This window comes from uncultured Chloroflexus sp. (assembly GCF_938091255.1).
In the GTDB taxonomy this organism is placed as follows: Bacteria; Chloroflexota; Chloroflexia; order Chloroflexales; family Chloroflexaceae; genus Chloroflexus.
Genome location: NZ_CALLJH010000051.1, coordinates 1 through 18646, shown reverse-complemented (window position 1 = coordinate 18646; position 18646 = coordinate 1). Strand labels below are relative to the sequence as shown.

Annotated in this window: 15 protein-coding genes; 13 read left to right on the top strand and 2 right to left on the bottom strand. The window is 58.4% G+C overall.

From position 1 onward, the window contains the following. Positions 1 to 38 precede the first annotated feature (38 nt). From Q1A00_RS15875 to Q1A00_RS15850, 6 genes are all read left to right on the top strand, one after another. The gene (locus Q1A00_RS15875) at positions 39 to 2135 is read left to right on the top strand and encodes an EAL domain-containing protein (protein ID WP_299757752.1); all 2097 of its coding nucleotides are present in this window, start codon (positions 39 to 41) and stop codon (positions 2133 to 2135) included. 710 nt (positions 2136 to 2845) lie between these two features. Then, the gene (locus Q1A00_RS15870) at positions 2846 to 3742 is read left to right on the top strand and encodes an alpha/beta fold hydrolase (protein ID WP_298407058.1); all 897 of its coding nucleotides are present in this window, start codon (positions 2846 to 2848) and stop codon (positions 3740 to 3742) included. After that, complete coding sequence (locus Q1A00_RS15865) at positions 3732 to 5768, top strand: S9 family peptidase (protein WP_298490588.1); 2037 nt, start codon at positions 3732 to 3734, stop codon at positions 5766 to 5768. The genes Q1A00_RS15870 and Q1A00_RS15865 overlap by 11 nt, the downstream gene beginning before the upstream one ends. A 196-nt stretch (positions 5769 to 5964) precedes the next feature. Beyond that, positions 5965 to 7659, top strand: a complete 1695-nt coding sequence (locus Q1A00_RS15860) for a fatty acid CoA ligase family protein (RefSeq protein ID WP_298407061.1) — start codon at positions 5965 to 5967, stop codon at positions 7657 to 7659. A 162-nt stretch (positions 7660 to 7821) separates the two neighbouring features. After that, complete coding sequence (locus Q1A00_RS15855) at positions 7822 to 8811, top strand: NAD-dependent epimerase/dehydratase family protein (RefSeq protein ID WP_298407063.1); 990 nt, start codon at positions 7822 to 7824, stop codon at positions 8809 to 8811. A 64-nt stretch (positions 8812 to 8875) separates the two neighbouring features. Next, positions 8876 to 9895 (top strand): 3-oxoacyl-ACP synthase III, encoded by a 1020-nt coding sequence (locus Q1A00_RS15850; protein ID WP_298407065.1) that lies wholly within the window; start codon positions 8876 to 8878, stop codon positions 9893 to 9895. A gap of 9 nt (positions 9896 to 9904) precedes the next feature. Here the strand turns inward: Q1A00_RS15850 and Q1A00_RS15845 are convergent, their stop codons facing one another. Together Q1A00_RS15845 and Q1A00_RS15840 are read right to left on the bottom strand one after the other, a co-directional pair. Continuing rightward, entirely contained in the window at positions 9905 to 11416 is a 1512-nt protein-coding gene (locus Q1A00_RS15845; protein WP_298407068.1) for an ATP-binding protein, read from the bottom strand. Then, positions 11409 to 12089 carry a response regulator transcription factor gene (locus tag Q1A00_RS15840; protein ID WP_298407071.1) on the bottom strand — a complete coding sequence of 227 codons (681 nt, stop codon included), beginning with the start codon at positions 12087 to 12089 and terminating at the stop codon, positions 11409 to 11411. Before Q1A00_RS15840 ends, Q1A00_RS15845 begins: the two co-directional genes overlap by 8 nt. Positions 12090 to 12406: 317 nt before the next feature. On the opposite strand from Q1A00_RS15840, the gene Q1A00_RS15835 reads away from it, so the two are divergent. The 7 genes from Q1A00_RS15835 to Q1A00_RS15805 all read left to right on the top strand — a co-directional run bounded on the left by Q1A00_RS15835 (position 12407) and on the right by Q1A00_RS15805 (position 18505). Then, a complete protein-coding gene (locus Q1A00_RS15835) occupies positions 12407 to 12874 on the top strand; it encodes a heme-binding domain-containing protein (protein ID WP_298407073.1) in 468 nt (155 codons plus the stop codon). 53 nt (positions 12875 to 12927) lie between these two features. Next, complete coding sequence (locus Q1A00_RS15830) at positions 12928 to 13722, top strand: PepSY domain-containing protein (protein ID WP_298482984.1); 795 nt, start codon at positions 12928 to 12930, stop codon at positions 13720 to 13722. Positions 13723 to 13847: 125 nt separating this feature from the next. Further along, positions 13848 to 14300 carry a hypothetical protein gene (locus tag Q1A00_RS15825; RefSeq protein ID WP_298482986.1) on the top strand — a complete coding sequence of 151 codons (453 nt, stop codon included), beginning with the start codon at positions 13848 to 13850 and terminating at the stop codon, positions 14298 to 14300. Between the two features lie 11 nt (positions 14301 to 14311). After that, on the top strand, positions 14312 to 15238 hold the full coding sequence (locus tag Q1A00_RS15820) for an FAD:protein FMN transferase (protein WP_299757747.1): 927 nt from the start codon (positions 14312 to 14314) through the stop codon (positions 15236 to 15238). Between the two features lie 289 nt (positions 15239 to 15527). Next, positions 15528 to 16358, top strand: a complete 831-nt coding sequence (locus Q1A00_RS15815) for a hypothetical protein (protein ID WP_299757745.1) — start codon at positions 15528 to 15530, stop codon at positions 16356 to 16358. Between the two features lie 230 nt (positions 16359 to 16588). Beyond that, positions 16589 to 17770: an MBL fold metallo-hydrolase gene (locus Q1A00_RS15810; RefSeq protein WP_298407086.1), complete on the top strand. Its 1182-nt coding sequence runs from the start codon at positions 16589 to 16591 to the stop codon at positions 17768 to 17770. Positions 17771 to 17893: 123 nt separating this feature from the next. Continuing rightward, complete coding sequence (locus Q1A00_RS15805; protein WP_298407089.1) at positions 17894 to 18505, top strand: biotin transporter BioY; 612 nt, start codon at positions 17894 to 17896, stop codon at positions 18503 to 18505. Positions 18506 to 18646 lie beyond the last annotated feature (141 nt).

Sequence of the window (18646 nt, the reverse complement as noted above, 5' to 3'; positions counted from 1 at the left end):
TATCATCAGCTAATCCATATCGGGGGGAGTGCTGGGGAGTGACGCTCAATTTCTTATTGGTAGAAGATGATCCAAGCCATGTTGAATTAGCGCGGCGGGCTTTCGCACAAAGTAACGTGACGCTTACGCTGGCCTCATCACTGAGTGAGGCGCGCCAGCATATAGCTGCACAGACGTTCGATCTCATCATCTGTGATCTCTTTCTCCCGGATGGGCAAGGTGATGCGTTGTTGAGCGCTACCACGGGGCCATTGTCTTTGCCGGTCGTATTGATGACCAGCCATGGCAATGAACGGATTGCGGTGGCAGCGCTGAAGGCGGGTGCGCTCGATTATCTGGTTAAAACGCCAGCAGCGTTGTTAGATTTGCCCCGGATCGCTGAGCGCGCGTTGCGTGAGCGGCGGTTATTGATCGAGCGCCACCAGGCCGAGCAGGCATTGCAACAGAGCGAGCGACTCTTTCGGGCGATGATCGAGCGGAGCAGTGATGCGATCTCGATTGTTGATCGCCACGGTCGCATTCACTACGCGAGTCCCTCGACGCGCAATCTGGTTGGCTACCCGATTGAAGGCTTCCTCGCGCAGCCGATCGATGGTTTTGCGTTAATCCACCCTGAAGATCTCGAGCGGGTGCGTCATGTGTTTGGCGAGCTGATCCAGCATGCCGGCGCATCGGCAACGATTGAGTTTCGCGTGCGCCATGCCGATGGCAGTTGGCGCTGGCTAGAGGTCACCGGTTCCAATTGGCTTGATGATCCGGCGGTGCAGGGGGTGATCGTCAACTATCGTGATATTACCGAGCGCAAGTTGATGGAGTTACGGCTGCAATACGGCATTTTGCACGATGCGCTCACCGGCTTGCCCAATCGCTTACTGCTGAGCGATCGGCTGGCACTGGCGATCAAGCGCAGCCAGCGCAACCCGAACTATCATTATGCCCTGCTGTTCCTTGACCTCGATCATTTCAAGTTTGTGAATGATAGTTTTGGCCATCCGGTCGGCGATCATCTGTTGATGGCCATCGCCTCGCGGTTGCGCTGTTGTCTGCGCGCGGTTGATACGTGCGCGCGGTTAGGCGGCGACGAGTTTGTTGTGCTGCTGGATGATGTCGAGTCGCAAGCGGCGGCGATCCGGATTACCGAGCGCATCTTGCAGCAGCTCAGCCGTCCACTTGAGTTGGAGGGCCGGCTCTTTCATTTGTCGGCTAGCATAGGCATTGTATTTGGTACGGCCGAATATCACGAGCCGGCAGAGGTGTTGCGTGATGCTGATATTGCGATGTACCGGGCAAAGGCAGCCGGTAAGTCGCGTTATGAGATCTTTCAGCCGGAAATGCGGGAAGCGGCGCAGGCTCGCTTGGCGCTCGAAAATGAATTGCGCCGGGCCGTAATGCAACAAGAGTTTCGGGTCTATTACCAGCCCATTATTGACATTCGCTCAGGCGTCTTAGTTGGATTTGAAGCATTGGTGCGATGGGCGCACCCAACCCGTGGCATCTTGTCGCCAGCGGCATTTTTGGATGTGGCCGAGGAAGCTGGGCTGAATGATGCTATTGGTTGGCAGGTACTTGAACACGTGTGCCGGCAATTGGCGGAATGGCGCAGGATGTTGCCCCACGTGGCGACCTTGTCAGTCAGTGTCAACTTGTCGGCGCGCCAGTTTATGCTGCCTGATCTCTACTCTCGGCTTGTCCGGCTGCTTGAACAATACCGGTTGCCGCCAGCCGCGCTCAAGCTCGAATTGACCGAAAGCGTCTTGATGGAGTACAGCCGTGATGCGGCGTCGGTGTTGATGCGCTTGCGCGAATATGGTATTCAGATTGCGATTGATGATTTTGGCGTGGGCTATTCGTCGTTGAGTTATCTGGTGCAATTACCGATTGACCAGATCAAGATTGATCGCAATTTTATCGTTCAACTTGAACAGGCGCAGCATTCGCAAGCCATCGTCAGCGCGATCGTGAATTTAGCCCGCAGTCTTAATCTCGAAGTGGTCGCCGAGGGTTTAGAGACCACCGGTCAAATCGAGCGTATGCGCGCGGTTGGCTGTCAGTATGGTCAAGGCTATTTGATCGGCTATCCCTTACCGGCTGAAGATGCTACGCAGGTGTTGTTGAGTAGCGATAGGCTGTTCTAACCTTAAATGTTGTCGCCATACCCTGCTGCTGCCCAAAAGCGGGGTATGGCTTGGTTGCTTCAGTATGATTCGCTAATCATTGATCATCCACTCGCACTGCCACCTAGTCAAGCGAGAAGCCGCGTGCAGTGTTGCTGGCCGATTTGGTAATCCGCACCCGAAAGTTGGCATTGCTCAGCTCGCTCGCGTTCCACGTGTGCCCCCATGAGTTGGTTGCGCCGCCGAGCAGGTAGGTCGCCTCACTCGTGGTCAGGGTTGCCGTTGGGTGCGCGCTCGTCTATGAAACACCGCCATCCCACGAGAGCTAGACATACATACGCGGGTTGCCGTTGGTGCTGTCGGCGAAGGCGTCGAGCCGCACAGTGATTCCCGTGATGGTTGTGCCAGCGGGAATGCTTAGGTTGTAGTCACAATAGATGTGGCGATCTTTGCGGTGAGACGTACACGAAGTCTGGGTTCCGGTACCGCTGTCGGTGTTAACCGCAACGCCGCCGCCATCGGCATAAGCGTTGGCCGGGTTGGTCTGGAAGCCATTGTTGTTGCCCGATCCGCTGGTGACCGGCGCGTTGGCGGTTGGGCTGAGCCAACCGGTGTTGCTGGCTGTATGGGAGTAGGGTATATATTAAAGAAGCTTTCATTTCTGACAAGTCAACGCTATCGGTGTATACTCACAGAGAGGAACGAAATGTTCGGTTGGGAGTGCTGTTTGCATGGATGCCCATTGTGCCATTGACTGGTCGCCTATCCGTCACCTCTTCCCTTTTGCTATTGGTGAATATGCGCTACCCGCCGGTGTGTTGCGCTATGTTGATGAAGGTGCTGGCACGCCGGTTGTTATGCTCCACGGCAATCCAACGTGGTCATTCTTTTACCGGCGGTTGATCACGGTCTTGCGCGGGCAACGCCGCGTCATCGCGCTGGATCATCTCGGTTGTGGCTTGTCGGATAAGCCGCAGCAGTATCACTATTGCCTCGCCAACCATATTGCCAATCTCGAACAGTTGTTGGCGTATCTTAAGCTGGGGCCGATCGATCTGGTCGTCCACGATTGGGGCGGCGCGATTGGGATGGGATGGGCTGTGCGCCATCCCGAATTAGTGCGGCGGATCGTCATTTTGAATACGGCTGCGTTCCTCTCGCCGCATATCCCGCTGCGGATTGCCGCCGGTAAGACGCCGAAGATTGGCGAGTGGGCGATTCGCCAGCTTAATGCCTTCGCCCTTGCCGCAACCGTTATGGCGGTGGCGCGACCATTGCCGCCGGAAGTGCGCGCCGGCTATCTCTGGCCATACCAGACTCCGGCTGACCGGATTGCGATTGCGCGTTTTGTGCAGGATATTCCGCTGCATCCGGCCCATCCCACATGGCCGATGGTCGATGCAATTGATCGCGACTTGGTCAGGTTACGTCATAAACCGGTGCGCATCTTGTGGGGCGGGCGCGATTGGTGTTTTGATGACCGGTTTTTGGCCGGCTGGCTGGCCCGTTTTCCGCATGCTGAAGTCACCCGGCTCGATGACGTCGGTCATTACGTGTTGGAAGATGCCTCCGCTGAGATGATTGCGCGGTTGGCGAATTGGTTATTGGAGAAACCTTATGAGCGTTGAACCGATCAACCCGCCGGTAGCCGAGCGGAAACCGGTGGTGATCCAGCTCCACGGCGATGAGATCGTCGATGAGTTTGCGTGGTTGGAGAACCGCGATGACCCGGCGGTGATTGCCTATCTTGAAGCTGAGAATGCATATGCCGAGGCGGTGATGGCCCCGGCGGCGGCGTTACGCGCGCGGCTTTACGCCGAGATGCGTGGCCGGATTAAGGAGGATGACCGGTCGGTGCCAGCGCCGCGTGGCCGCTATCGCTACTATGCGCGCACTGAGACCGGCGCGGAATATCCGTTGATGTGCCGGACGGAAGGCGACGATGGGCCGGAAGAGGTGTTACTCGATCTGAATGCGCTTGCAGCCGGGCATGCCTTTTGTCAGCTTGGCCCCTACGAGCCGTCGCCGAATCAACAATTACTCGCCTATGGTCTTGATACCACCGGTTCGATTATCTTCACACTGTTCATCAAAGATCTCGCTACCGGCGCGCTGCTCGATACGCCGATCGATCACGTTGACGATGTAGCATGGGCGGATGATCAGACCCTCTTTTATACTGTGTTCGATCATGCCCATCGCGCTTACCGCCTGTATCGCCATGTGCTGGGTACTTCTCCCAGTGAAGATGTACTGATCTACGAAGAGACCGACGAGCGGTTTAGCCTTAGTCTGCGCCGCACCCGCTCTGGCGCTTACCTATTGTTGACCTGCTTTAGCCATGGCGGCACCGAGGTGCGCTATCTGCCCACCGCTGCCCCCTTCGTTGAGTGGCGCGTCATCTACCCGCGCCGGCCCAACGTTGACTACTTTGTCGACCACCACGGCGATTATTTCTACATCCGCACCAACGATGGCGCCGAAAACTTCCGTTTGGTGCAAGCGCCGGTAGCCGATCCAAACGCAGCCGTTGTAGTGTTGCCGGGCCGCGACGACACGCTGATCGACCATCTCGACTGTTTCGCTGACTATCTGGTCGTCTATGAGCGGCGGGCCGGCTTGCGCCAGATCCGCATCAGTGCACCTGACGGCGCCGATCCGCGGTACATCGCTTTTCCTGAGCCAGTCTATACTTGTTGGCCGCAGGTGAATGATGAGTTTGGCACTAGCCGGTTGCGGCTGAACTACAGCTCACTGGTGACGCCGACCTCGGTGGTGGAATACGATATGGCGAACGGTATGTGGCAGGTTCTTAAGCAGGAAGAGATTCCTTCCGGCTACGATCCGTCGTTGTACGTCAGCGAGCGGTTAGCGGCGACGGCTCCCGATGGTGCGCAGGTGCCGATTTCGATCGTCTACCGGCGCGACCGTCCGCGCAAGGGCGGCCCGTGTTTGCTAGTGGGCTATGGCGCGTATGGCTACAGCTACGATCCCTCGTTCGACAGCAAACGGCTGAGCCTGATCGATCGTGGTTTTGCGGTGGCGATTGCCCATATCCGTGGCGGTCAAGAGCTAGGCCGGCGGTGGTACGAGCAGGGCCGTATGTTCCACAAGCCAAATACGTTCAGCGACTTTATCGCGTGCGCCGAGCATCTGATCGCCGAGGGCTACACCACGCCGCGCCAATTGGCCATCAGTGGCCGCAGCGCCGGCGGCTTGTTGATGAGCGCCGTGGTCAATGCCCGGCCCGACCTGTTTCAGGCCGTAGTGGCTGGCGTGCCATTTACCAATGTCGTGATCGCGCTGCTCAAATCCGATCTGCCGCTGACTGTCACTGAATGGGAGCAATGGGGCAATCCGGCGATCGAGGCCGAATACCGCCTGATGCGTTCCTACGATCCGTATCTAAACCTCAAACCGGGGGCGTACCCGCACATTCTGGCGACTGCCGGCTTGTACGACCTACAGGTACCCTATTGGGATCCGGCCAAGTGGGTGGCCAAGCTGCGCACGGTCAAAACGAATGACACGATGGTGCTGTTACGCACCAACTTGCAAGCCGGACACGGCGGCCATTCGGGTCGCTTCGCCCGGCTGGAAGAGTTTGCGTGGGAATATGCGTTTATCTTGACGGCGTTGGGGATAGCGGAGTAGCATCCGGTAGGTAGGTGGCAGTATGGGGTGCGAGTGAGTGTCGGGAGTGGTGTTCTGCCCCCACTCGCAAAGCAATTCCTAGCGCAGGGGTATGCTCCAGAATGCCTCTGATCGTTGGCCTGCATTCATCGCGAAAGCGGCGCTAGTTGGTTAGCTTACTCGTCAACATCGAGCAGTCTGTTAGCAAGGAGCACCCATGGCTTACTCTAGCGCGCTTGATCTGAATCGTGTGCGCACCACGCCAGTCGGCGCGAATGTCGCCCGCTATCTGCCGTGGATGGCGCAACACATTCCCGATCAAACGGCAGTGATCACCGGCGTTGGGCGCGATCGGGCCGGCAAGGTGATCTACCACCGGCAGAGCTTTGCTGGCCTGCATGCGGCCAGCGATCGCTTATCATGGGGGTTGACCGCGTATGGCATCCGCCGCGGGATGCGGGTCTTGCTAATGGTGCCGGCGGGTGGGCCATTGATTAGCTTGACCTTTGCTTTGCTGAAGGCGGGTTGTGTGCCGATCTTGATCGATCCAGCTATGGGCCGGCGCAATCTGAGTCAATGTATTGCCGAGGCAGCGCCGGAAGCTATAATCGGTGTGCCACGCGCGCATCTGCTCCGGCTGATCTTCCCCCGCGCCTGCGCGACGATCAAGCGGGCCGTGTCGGTTGGCCCGGCTCTGCCCGGCGCGCCGGCATTGCGCGAACTCGAGGTCGCGATCAAGACGCCGTTTGGGCTGGCCGAAGTCGCTGCCACCGATCCGGCGGCGATCGTCTTTACCAGCGGCAGCACCGGCACTCCGAAAGGGGTGCTCTATACCCACGGTATGTTCGAGGCGCAGATCAACACCTTGCGCGAACTGTTCGGCTTCGAACCGGGTGAAATCGAGATGCCGGCCTTCCCGCTCTTTGCCCTCTTTAACGTCGCCCTCGGCATTACCTCGGCTATCCCACCAATCGATCCCACTCGCCCTGCCCAATGCGATCCGGCGGCAGTGGTTGAATGTATTCAGGACGTAGGAGTTACTTCGACCTTTGGTTCACCGGCGATTTGGGAAAAGGTGACTGCGTACTGCCTTGAGCACGATATTCGTCTGCCGTCGCTGCGACGGGTCTTGATGGCTGGCGCGCCGGTGCCGGCCCAGCTCCACGAGCGGTTGCAGCGCATTCTGACGCCTCCTGCCGACAGCTTTACCCCGTATGGCGCTACCGAAGCTCTGCCGGTCACATCGATCAGTGGACGCGCGGTGCTGGAGGCGCGCGCCGAACAGCCTTCGCCACTGGCTGGCACCTGCATCGGCTGGCCAGTGCCCGGCGTGGAAGTGGCGATTATTCCGATCAGCGATCAGCCAATCCGGTCATGGCAAGAAATCGATCGCTTGCCGGCAGGCGTGATCGGCGAGATTTGCGTGAGCGGGCCGGCTGTAACCCGCGAATATGTGGGCCGGCCCCAAGCGACCGAGCTGGCCAAGATTGCCGATGGCGATCGTGTGTGGCACCGCATGGGTGATCTTGGCTATTTCGACGAGCACGGGCGGCTTTGGTTTTATGGCCGCAAGAGCCAGCGCGTGATCACGGCTCGCGGCCCGCTGTTTACCGAACCGGTTGAGCTGCTCTTTAACCAACACCCCGCCGTCGCTCGTTCGGCACTAGTCGGGGTGGGGCCAACCGGCGCGCAACTGCCAGTTGTGATCGTTGAACTGCGCCGCGATGCCCGTATCGCGCCGGCGCCATTGGTGGCCGAATTGCGCCAATTGGCCGCTACTACCGAGATGACGGCGGTAATTCAAGATTTCCTGATCCATCCCTCATTTCCGGTCGATATTCGCCATAATGCCAAAATCTTTCGCGAGCAATTGGCGGTTTGGGCGGCCAAGCAGTTGCACGCGCCGGGGTGAGGTGTGACGCATCTGTGTCGTGTCATTGCGAGGGGGCGCAGCCCCCGAAGCAATCTCCTGCGTAAGCGTGAGCAATGCCTGTTGGCGAACGACTGCAAGGAACATAGTGTAGATGGCAACTAACCTCTCACGGACAAGCGATCATCTCTTTGGTGTGACACCATGATTGCTCTCGTTACCGGCGGCAACGGCTTTGTTGGCCGCTACCTTGTTGAACAACTCTTGGCCCGCGGCGACCATGTGCGCGTGGTAGGGCGAGGTGAATATCCTGAGTTGCAGGCGCTTGGCGTCGAGACCTTCCGTGCCGATCTCGCGACACCCGAAGCGGCGCCGGTGTTGGCCCGCGCGATGCACGGTGTGACAACGGTCTTTCACGTCGCAGCTAAAGCTGGCCTGTGGGGCCGCTACGACGACTTCTATCAGGCGAATGTCAGCGCGACCCAGCGCGTGGTGAAAGCGGCGATCCGGGCCGGTGTGCCCAAACTAGTCTATACCTCAACGCCATCGGTGGCGATTGGGATGGAGGACATCCACGGCGCTGATGAGCAGACGCCATACCCGGCCCGCTATCTTGCGCCCTACCCGCAGACCAAAGCCATCGCTGAGCGTTATGTGCTGGCGCAGACCGAGATTGCTACTGTGGCGCTGCGTCCGCACCTGATCTGGGGGCCGCGTGATCCGCATATCTTGCCGCGCCTGCTGCGCCGCGCGCGTCGCCGCGCGCTGTTGCAAATTGGCGATGGCACGAATTTGGTTGATGTCAGCTATGTCGAAAATGTTGCCGAAGCGCATATACTCGCAGCATCAGCCCTCGGCGAGCGATCGCCGGTGCGTGGAAAGGCCTATTTTATCGGCCAAGAGCGGCCAGTCAATCTCTGGCAATTTATCGGCGAGATAGTGGCCCATGCCGGCTGTCCGCCGGTGCGCGGTCGTATTCCGACCCGCGCTGCCTACCGGCTGGCAACTGGCTTAGAGTTTCTTTACGCCACGTTGCGTCTGCCCGGTGAACCGCCGCTGACCCGGTTAATGGTACACGAGCTGAGCCATTCGCACTGGTTTAGCCATGCTGCGGCTGAACGCGATTTTGGCTATACACCGCGGATCAGCATTGAAGAGGGATTACGGCGCACATTTGCTCAGTCAACAGCGTAACAGCGTTACGGAGGGCGGCAGTTTCCCTGCCGCAAGGGATAGAAGGTACAACACGGAGGCTTGGGTGCTCTTTCGCCATGTCATGATCGAAGCGGTCAGCTATGTGCTGGCCCCCCACCGCATTACGTCCGACTGGATCGAAGATCAGATCGCTGAGACGATGGAACGGCTGCGCTTCCCACGCGGAAAGCTTGAGGCGCTATCGGGCATTCGCGAGCGCCGGTTTTGGAATGAGGGCACCCTGCCCAGTACGGTGGCGACAATGGCCGCCGAGCAGCTCTTGAGCCGAGTTAATATTGATCGCGATCGGATCGGTCTGTTGATCAACACGTCGGTGTGCCAAGATTATCTCGAACCATCAACCGCCTGTTTCGTCCATCGCAATCTCGGCCTGTCGCCGCGAGCGATCAACTACGATGTACGCAATGCCTGCCTTGGCTTTCTCAACGGCATGGCCATTGCCGGGATGATGATTGAAGCGGGTACGATTGAATATGCGCTGATTGTGGATGGTGAAGGGGCGCAAGATGCGGTGATGGCGACCATCCGCCGCTTGCGCCAGCCCGAAACCACCAAGCAAGATTTGCGCGACAATTTCGCTACCCTCACTTTGGGATCGGGCGGTGCCGCGATGTTGCTCACCCACGAGTGCCTCTCGCGCAGTGGCCATCGCTTGAATGGCGTGGTGACGATGGCGGCAACCCAATACAATCACCTCTGTCTCGGCCAACCCGATTATATGAAGACCGATGCTGGTGCGCTGATGCATGCCGGTGTCGAGTTGGCGACGGCAACGTGGCGGTTGGCGCAAGAGACGCTGCCAAACTGGAGTGATCGCCAGATTGCGCTCTATGCGCCGCATCAGGTTGGCGCGCGCCACATGGCGGCGGTGACAAAAGCCTTGGGGATCACGCCGGCTAAGCTCTTTCTCAATTTCCCCACCCTCGGCAATGTCGGCCCAGCGGCGCTGCCGATTTCACTCGCCCAAGCTGCCGAAGCTGGCCGGTTGCGGCCCGGCGATCACGTCGGGTTGTTGGGGATTGGGTCGGGTCTGAATTGTTCGATGATGAGCGTGACGTGGTAGAACCGGCGGTTACGCCGCCGGGATCGTAAACCACACCAACGTGCCGGCATTAACCTTGCTTTCGACGCCGATTGTGCCGCCATGAGCTTCGACAAGGCCTTTGGCGATCGATAAGCCAAGCCCGGCGTTGTTGCCGTTATTAGCCCGGTTGCGCGCCTGATCCGCCCGGTAAAACCGCTCGAACAGATGGGGCAGGTGTTCAGGTGCGATGCCGCAGCCAGTATCGCGCACGCCGATCCGCACCTGTTTACCGGTTACTTCGGCGCTGAGCGAGATCGTGCCGCCGGTAGGCGTGTAGCGGAGCGCATTGTCAATCAAGATCAACAAAATCTGGCGCAACCGGTCAGGATCGGCGAAGACCGTACCCTCGGTCTTGGTGAGCGCGATGGTCACTCCGTGCTCGTCGCCGAGCCGGGCCGCGTGGCGTTGAACATCGGCTAGGAAATCGCTCAATTGGATCGGCTGGCGCTGGAGCGTCAATGCCCCGCTGTCGAGCCGCGAGAGCGTCAGCAGATCATCAACCAGCCGGCGCATGTGGTCGCTTTCGCTCAGCACATCGGCCAAGAGTTCGCGCTGATCCTCGTTTTCTGCATTGCGCAGCGCGACTTCGGCGCTAGCCCGTATAAGTGTTAACGGCGCGCGCAATTCATGGCTGGCGCTCGAGATGAAGCGTAGTTGGCGCGCCCATGCCTCTTCCGCTGGCCGCAACGCTCTTCCTGATAACCACCACCCTGCCGCGCCAACGATCAACGAGCCGATCAAACCAAAGCCGAGCAACCCTGTCAGCAATTGGTTCAGCACCTGCGCTTGATCGGTCAACACACGGCCCAATTGCAGCGCCGCCGGGCCGTCGGGTCGGGTCAGCCGGTAGGTCAGCAAGCGCACCCGTTGGCCGGTAGCGGTCGTGATGGTACGCAGATCCGATCCGTTGCGCAGCGCCGAATCCAGTGCTTCTTGATGAGCGAGCATTGGTAAAGCGGCGGGATTGGGGTTGAAGAGAATGCGACCTTGCGGGTCGAGTGGTAAAACAAAGATCGAAGCGAGTTCGGCATCATACGCTGTCGGCAGTACGATAGGGACAGAGGGCGGGCTGAGGTATTCGCCATTGATCTCGATCTCGATAATCTGCCCGCTGTATGCGTCAATTTTCAGCTCACTGCCATCACGCAGCTTCACTTCATACTGCCTTGCATCTTGTTCCAATTTGATGCTCTTAATCTCGCCGCCGCGCGCCGCAAGCGCAATCTGGCGCACCTCCTCAGTCGTAAGCATACGGCTGCCGGGTGCTGAGTGTTCATTGCGAAGCATCGACCAATCGGTGTCAGCAAAGACTAAGGTTGATGGCAGCGGCGCATTGAGGGAATGAAACTCGTGCGCCATCTTGTGTTGCAGCGCCAGATCGGTGATCCGCTCGAAGTAGCGTGCGACCAGCACGTAGGCGCCGCTGCCGACCAACGCAATGATCGCGACGGCGGTCAGCGCATAGAGCAGCGTAAATTGCCAACGCAACGGTTTAAGCACGTTCTGCCTCCAGCCGGTAACCGATACCGCGCACTGTCACAATCGGGTCAGCCTCACCCGGCGCGTTGAGTTTACGCCGTAAATATGAAACGTAAACATCAACCATCTGCGGTTGCACGTCATGCTCAAACGACCAGACATAATCGAGAATCTGCTGGCGAGTGAGGGTTTGGCCGGCGTTGCGCAGCAGGTATTCTAACAAGCGCCATTCGGTTGGCGTCAGATCAAGCCGGCGTTCGCCACGCCGGGCCGTGTAGCTGCGCAGATCGAGCACAATTGTGCCAAGCCGTAATTCGTTATTGCCAAGGTTGGGGTTAAAGCGCCGACTCAGCGCCCGCACCCGTGCCAGCAGCTCTTCAAAGGCAAAGGGTTTGACCAAATAATCGTCAGCTCCACTTTCAAACCCCAACACCTTATCTTCAATCTGCCCGCGTGCGGTCAGCAAGAGCAAGGCCGTTGGCAACCGTGCTGCTCGCGCGGCCCGGCAGAGCGATGGCCCATCGCGCCCCGGCAGCATCCAGTCGATCACAGCCACATCATACGCGCCCTGCAACAGCAGATCAAGTCCCCTCTCGCCATCGTGCGCGACATCAACAGTGTAACGCTCTTCGCGCAAGACGCGCTCGACAAGGCGCGCAAGCCGTTTGTCGTCTTCCACAATCAAAATGCGCACAAGTCACTCCTTACTATGTACCAACGCGAAGGTACAAAGATATTTGAGGGTGAATGCCATCCCGCGTTCTGCAGCTACCATCCCGTTCCGCGCCGATCCGCCCCGATCCGTGCCCATCCGTCGCCTTAACCTTGCTTCTCCCACCGTCCCATCCGGTGTCCGCTTCCCACCGTACTTCGCGCAACGTGGGTTTGTTTTCGTTATACCCCAGCAACCTTGGAAAAAGATTGGAATATTTCTGCTTCATTTTAAGACTCTCTTGAGCGAGCGCTAGTACTGTTACTCACGGAAAGCAGATTGCACAACGGAGGAAACCTATGTTGAAACGAATATTCCGTCCTCGTAACGTTGCTATGGCCCTCGCCGTTCTCTTCGTTGCGATCCAAGCGGTGCCAGTGTGGGCTTGGCAAACCAATCCGCCGGTGACGGGCGACGTGGCGTGGACGACCCCTGAAGCGGCGAGTATCGCCCGCCGCGCCTGCTACGACTGCCACAGTAACGAAACGGTTTGGCCGTGGTACAGCAAGATTGCACCTGCGTCATGGCTGATTACTTACGATGTAATCAAAGGGAGAAGCGAGTTGAACTTCTCACAGCCGCTGCGAGAGCCGCATGAATTGGCCCAAGAGATTGCTGAAGTTGTGCGTAGCGGTGAAATGCCGCCCCGCCAGTATCTTTTGTTGCATCCTGAGGCCAAGCTGACGCCGCAAGAGGTTCAGGCACTTGTTGCCGGTACACCCGGTGGAGCTGGGTTACAGGTTGAGCAAGAGCGGGATGATGATTAGTTGTTCTAACATTCTGTGAACCGTCATTACAACAAACTATGGAGGTACTCAAAATGAATCGCACGATGTTTCTGATCTCGGCTGCATTGACGGCATTTGTGTTGGTTGTTATTGGAGGAGTTGTTAGTCGCTTGAGCGTTACTACGCCGACTGATCAAATGCCGACGGAAATTGTGATCGAGTCAACGCCGATTGCCGTTCCAGCGCTTGACCCCGCCACCGAAGCACAGATACGTGAGCGTGAGGCGGCTTACCAAGCAGCACTCGCTGAAGCAAACCAACGCCTCGCCGAAGCAAACCAGCGTCTCGTTATTGCGCAACAGGCTCTGAATAGTCCTGCTCCTGCGGCGCCGGCTGCCCCTGCCCTTGCGGCGCCGGCTGCCCCTAACTCTGCCCCGGCCGCTCCACCTGCGCCAACATATACGGTCTCGCCGCAGCAGGCGCAAGAAATTGCCCTCGCGAATGCTGGTGGTGCAACTCTTATCCGCGCTCCTGAATTGGTTAGCTTGCAAGGAACGCCAGCTTACGAAGTCATGTTCGATCGTGGCGCAATCTACATTGATGCTCAGACGGGTACAGTGCTAGCGAATACCATTGCTGCTCCTCCGGCGGCTCAGTCTAACCCGATAAGCCCTGATCAAGCAGTTGCTGCTGCAACAGCGTATCTTGGCGGCGGGACTGTCGTCAAAGTGGAACGGGAATATGAACATGGTGTCGATGTGTACGAAGTGAAATTTAGCGATGGTAGTGAGGTGTATGTTGATGCGTACACCGGTCAAATCGCTTACGCCAAAATCAAGAATGGCGGCGGTGACAATGATGACGACGATAAGAAGAAGGATGATTAATTAAACTTACTCGCTTGTCCCCTCACAGCCGAGCTAGTCTACCGTACAGGTGATGACAGTTATGAGCGACTAGCTCGGCCCTTTCCGAAAGCTAATTCATCTCAGCTACAAGGAGTGACACTGTTATGACCGTCGCTAAAGCCCCGCGCAAACCGAATCGATTGACTGGAGTTGACGGCTTGAAAGCTGCGATTAGTGCCACCGCTGTTGCGGTGACGATTGGTGGCTGGGGATGGTTGACCTCGCAGAATCCGGTCGAAGCAACAGTATCAACCCCATCAATTATCATTGAGTCGCCGCTTGTTGAGCGCCAACCCCTGCCAGCGTGGTTGTCACAGCCGCCTTCGATGCCGGTCTTGCCAACAGTCGCACCGCTGGATATTCCTAGTCGGGAGAATGTGGCAAATGCCTCGGCAGCGCCGGCTGTGAGTGCGCCGCCGCCTGTGCCACCTGCACCGGCCGTGAGTGTGCCTCCGCCAGCGCTACCTCCACCACCGGCGCCAACCCTGCGTGAAGTCTCCGTCCCGGCGCCAGCGTCAGCACCCGCTCCGGCTGCTCGTACACGCTCATCACGCTGAGGGGATAGTCCATGCAGCAGCTCAGTTTTCGCGCAATGGGTTCTACAATCAACATCATTATTGATAGCGATAAAGCCGCTGCATACCCTGCTCTGAATGCTGCTCGCAAGACCTTCCTGCGCTACGAGCGCATGCTTAGCCGGTTTCGCCCGCAGAGCGAACTGTCGGCGCTCAACCGCCGTGCCGGCACAGGGCCGGTGCGGGTTGGGCAAACGCTATGGTGTGCAGTGCAGCAGGCGTTGCGCGCAGCACGTGCAAGCGATGGATTAGTAACACCAGCCGTTGGCGCAGCGCTGATTGCCGCTGGGTACGACCGTGATTTTACGGCACTGGCAAGCGGGGTGGTCAGGACGAGCCAGTCGGTGCCTAGCCCTGATTGGCGCTTGATTGACTGCGATGCGCATCGACGCACGATTACGCTCCCTGCCGGTATGCGTCTTGATCTCGGTGGCAGTGCCAAGGGTTGGACGGCTGCGTTAGTGGCGCGCCGCTTGGGCCGCCGGTTTCCAACTCTGGTCGATGCCGGCGGTGATATTGCTGTGAGTGGTCCGCGTCGTAATGGCTCATCTTGGCCTATTGAAGTAGCCGATCCGTTCGCACCAGATCGAGGGATCAAGCTGCTACGTATTCGACGCGGTGGGGTGGCTACGTCTGGTATTGACTATCGACGCTGGCAACAAGGCGGTCACGTCTATCATCACCTCATCGATCCGCGCACCGGCGCACCAGCAACAACCGATCTACTCAGCGTCACAGTCATCGCGCCCAATCTGCAAGAGGCCGAGCTAGCAGCCAAAACGATCTTACTCCTCGGTACCGAAGCCGGCTTGCGCTGGCTCGATACTCGACCGCAACTGGCGGGGTTGTTGGTCGGCGTCGATGGCCGAATCATCCGTACATCGACGCTTGAACACTATTGTTGGCGAGCGGGCGGATAGCAAGTAGCGAACAGAACATCGCGCATCCCCTGTCATCGCGAGGGTGTGCAGCACCTGTAAGGGCAGGGCTTGTCCCTACTCGCACCAAAGCGATCGGTGGATGGCGCATGCTCTACCCCACCCTTTCCCGGGATCGCAGTAGCTCGGCTCTACCAACGTATGGTTGGCGCGGGAGACGATTGTGTTCACTCAGCCTCTATCCTAGGATGGCGGGCAGCTTGCCCGTAGTGGGCAATCAAGATAGTAACACGTTTGTTAGCAATAATATGTAAAAGGAGAACATCGAACAATGAACACGAATCCTGTTTCCACCGATCAACCAACTCCACAAGCGCAGCCGCCTGTACCGAAAGCGTCACGACCTGCTCCGCGTCCCGATCGTCAGTTAACCACAAATCCCGAACTTGTTGACTTACCGCCGGCAATGTCGATTAGCGCGCTGCTCACCTTGCTCATTGGTACGGCACTCGGCGCCTTTGCTGCCGTGATGGTCTTACCAACGTGGCTGCCCGGCCTGAGCGCCTCACTGCTAGGCAGCGAACCGAAAGCCTATTGGTACCTCTCGCGCAGCAGCGCCGTCGCCGCTTATGGGTTGCTCTGGTTGTCAATGGTCTTTGGTCTCCTGATGACCAATCGGATGGCGCGCCTCTGGCCGGGTGGGCCGGGAGCCTTTGATCTTCACCAACACACCAGCCTGCTCGGCTTAGCGTTTGCCATCTTCCACGCGCTCATCCTGCTTGGTGATCGCTATATTAGTGCGACGCTCGCTCAAGTGCTGATCCCGTTTGGTTACAGTGGCTATGAACCGCTATGGGTTGGGCTGGGCCAGCTTTCGCTGTATGGGATGGCGATCGTTGGTTTGAGCTTCTATATCAAGCAGTGGATCGGGCGCACAATGTGGCGGGTGATTCACTTCATCAGCTTTGCGATTTGGCTGCTCAGCCTGCTGCACGCCCTGTTTAGCGGCAGCGATACCGCTGTGCTCAGTGGCTTGTACTGGGCCAGCGGTGGGAGTGTACTCTTTTTGACGATCTACCGGATACTGGTTGCCTTCCAGCCAACCAAGCCGCGTCCGGCGCGCAATTCGGCCCCTAACGATCTCAGCGCCGCTAGCTCTTAGCTCGGGTGCAGCGCCGCAAGCTGCCAGTACGGGCAGAGCGCCGCTCTGCCCTCATCTCATTGCTTAAAACCATCCCCCCGTATGGGCACAGCGCCGCTGTGCCCATAGCCCCTCTGAGAAACAAATCACAACCCAACTTTACCTGCCTTGCGCTTGCTTCACCAAGTTGCAGCGGCTACACTAACTCCATGGTTGCGCGAAGAGGCACAATCAACGCAAAGGAGTGCGCAATGACGACGCTCGAACAAATGCAAACCGGCGTTGGTGTTCTGAGTCCGGCTGAGCTGTATGCTGAGCTGCTGGCCGAACAACCACTGTTCATTCTCGATGTGCGCAATGAGGTCGAGTTTGCGCGCAATCGGGTGCGCGGTCGCCAGCCTATTCCGACGCTCAACATTCCCTACTTTGAGTTTATCGAGGACGAAGAGAGTGCAATTGCCCGTGTGCCGTCCGATCAGTTGATTACGGTCATCTGCGCTAAGGAAGGCTCCTCGCAATACGTTGCTGAACTGCTAGCTGAACACGGCATGAATGCCCGCTACCTGATCGGTGGCTTCCGCGCTTGGCTCGATTTTCATGCCATTCACGAACTGGTGAACGCTAGTTGGGGGAAGATCGTGCAGATCACGCGCCCCGCTCGCGGTGATCTGAGCTACGTGATCATCAGCGCTGGTGAAGCGGCAGTCATCGATCCCGGTCTCCATATCCATCTCTACCAAGAAGTGGCAGCGGCAGCGCAAGCCGATGTGACGCGCGTGCTGCTCACCCATCTCTCGGCTGGAAAGTTGTCCGGCGGAGCGCTGCTCGCCAATACGCGCCATACCTTGCTCTATCTGCATCCGTATGATGCATTGCATCCGCGCACCCTGCTGCCGGCTCATTTTGACTACATGCCGTTGCTTGGCGGTGAGCGACTGCCGGTTGGCCATCTGCTGATCGAAGCGCACTGGTTCCCCGGCCACACCCCCGGCCACCTCGTGTACCGCGTGATCTCGCCGGCTGGCGATCGGTTCCTGTTGACCGGCGATGCCCTGCTGCTGGCCGGTTGCGGTCGCACCGATCTGGGTGGTCATCCAGCAGCGTGGACTGACCTCCTCTTCCGCAGTCTGCACACTACGTTACCTGCACTGATCACCGATGAGACCTTGATTATGCCCTCTTCAAGCATAGGCTTGGCCGAAGCACGCGCTGATGGCATCGTCGCCGCGCTGTTTGCGAGCATCCGGGCAACGAATCCGGCGTTGCGGGCTAGCACTCCTGCCGAGCTGCTGCCGCTGGTTCAAGGCAAATCAACCGATTTGCCTGTCGCAATTGACACCATGTTGTACGCGAATCTCGGTTTGCGGCAGCTCAATGACGACGAGATTCATGAATTGGAAACCGAACCGTCGCATTGCGTTTTGGCGCGGTGAATGGAGGTTCGTTTCATTCACCATCAGGGCGGGGTAGTTGTGCCAATGCCTGTTGTACGATTGCCACAGATCAGCTATACTCTACTTCACTGAGTGGACTAGCTTTCATGTGGCGGAGGTGTCATGAATCGGACATTGACCACAACCGAGACGCTGGCGCAGGCAGTCTTGCCGCGCCGAGGATGGCTGGCCTATCCGTTAGTTGCCGACACGTTATTAGTGGTGTTAGGCAGTCTATTTGTGGCGCTTAGCGCGCAAATCCGCATTTCGCTGATGCCCTTCTCACCGGTGCCGATTACCGGGCAAACGTTGGGGGTATTGTTGGTTGGCAGTCTACTCGGCCCGCGCTTGGGTTTGGCGGCATTGCTGCTCTACCTGCTTGAAGGCGCGATCGGGTTGCCCTTCTTCGCTGGCGGCTCAGCCGGCTATACGCACCTGTTCGGCGCAACTGGCGGCTATCTGATCTCGTTCCCGATCGCGGCGGCATTGACCGGCTGGCTGGCGGCGCGGGGTTGGGATCGCCGCTTCCTCACAACCGTTGCTTCGATGGCGCTGGCGACGCTCGTCATTTATCTGATCGGCGCAACGTGGCTAGCGTTCTTTATCGGGCCGGTGAATGCGATCGTGAAAGGCGTCTTGCCCTTCCTGCTCGGTGATGCGATCAAGATCGCGCTGGCTGCGGTGGCGTTACCGGGTGGTTGGCAGGCGCTGAAGTGGTTCCGTGAGCGGCCTTAAGTATTAATTTCGTTGATACTACCCTTGTCATCATAAAGTCTGGGGCGGGCCTCGTGCCGCTGTTGGGGCGGGCCTCGTGCCCGGCCCGTCGCGGGTTGGGGCGGGCCTCGTGCCCGGCCCGTCGCTGGGTGGGGCGGGCCT

What these genes read in the sequence shown, in the direction of transcription:
- Q1A00_RS15870 (WP_298407058.1), top strand. Translation starts at nt 2,846, where the DNA reads ATGGATGCCCATTGTGCCATTGACTGGTCGCCTATCCGTCACCTCTTC.
- Q1A00_RS15865 (WP_298490588.1), top strand. Translation starts at nt 3,732, where the DNA reads ATGAGCGTTGAACCGATCAACCCGCCGGTAGCCGAGCGGAAACCGGTG.
- Q1A00_RS15860 (WP_298407061.1), top strand. Translation starts at nt 5,965, where the DNA reads ATGGCTTACTCTAGCGCGCTTGATCTGAATCGTGTGCGCACCACGCCA.
- Q1A00_RS15855 (WP_298407063.1), top strand. Translation starts at nt 7,822, where the DNA reads ATGATTGCTCTCGTTACCGGCGGCAACGGCTTTGTTGGCCGCTACCTT.
- Q1A00_RS15835 (WP_298407073.1), top strand. Translation starts at nt 12,407, where the DNA reads ATGTTGAAACGAATATTCCGTCCTCGTAACGTTGCTATGGCCCTCGCC.
- Q1A00_RS15830 (WP_298482984.1), top strand. Translation starts at nt 12,928, where the DNA reads ATGAATCGCACGATGTTTCTGATCTCGGCTGCATTGACGGCATTTGTG.
- Q1A00_RS15825 (WP_298482986.1), top strand. Translation starts at nt 13,848, where the DNA reads ATGACCGTCGCTAAAGCCCCGCGCAAACCGAATCGATTGACTGGAGTT.
- Q1A00_RS15820 (WP_299757747.1), top strand. Translation starts at nt 14,312, where the DNA reads ATGCAGCAGCTCAGTTTTCGCGCAATGGGTTCTACAATCAACATCATT.
- Q1A00_RS15815 (WP_299757745.1), top strand. Translation starts at nt 15,528, where the DNA reads ATGAACACGAATCCTGTTTCCACCGATCAACCAACTCCACAAGCGCAG.
- Q1A00_RS15810 (WP_298407086.1), top strand. Translation starts at nt 16,589, where the DNA reads ATGACGACGCTCGAACAAATGCAAACCGGCGTTGGTGTTCTGAGTCCG.
- Q1A00_RS15805 (WP_298407089.1), top strand. Translation starts at nt 17,894, where the DNA reads ATGAATCGGACATTGACCACAACCGAGACGCTGGCGCAGGCAGTCTTG.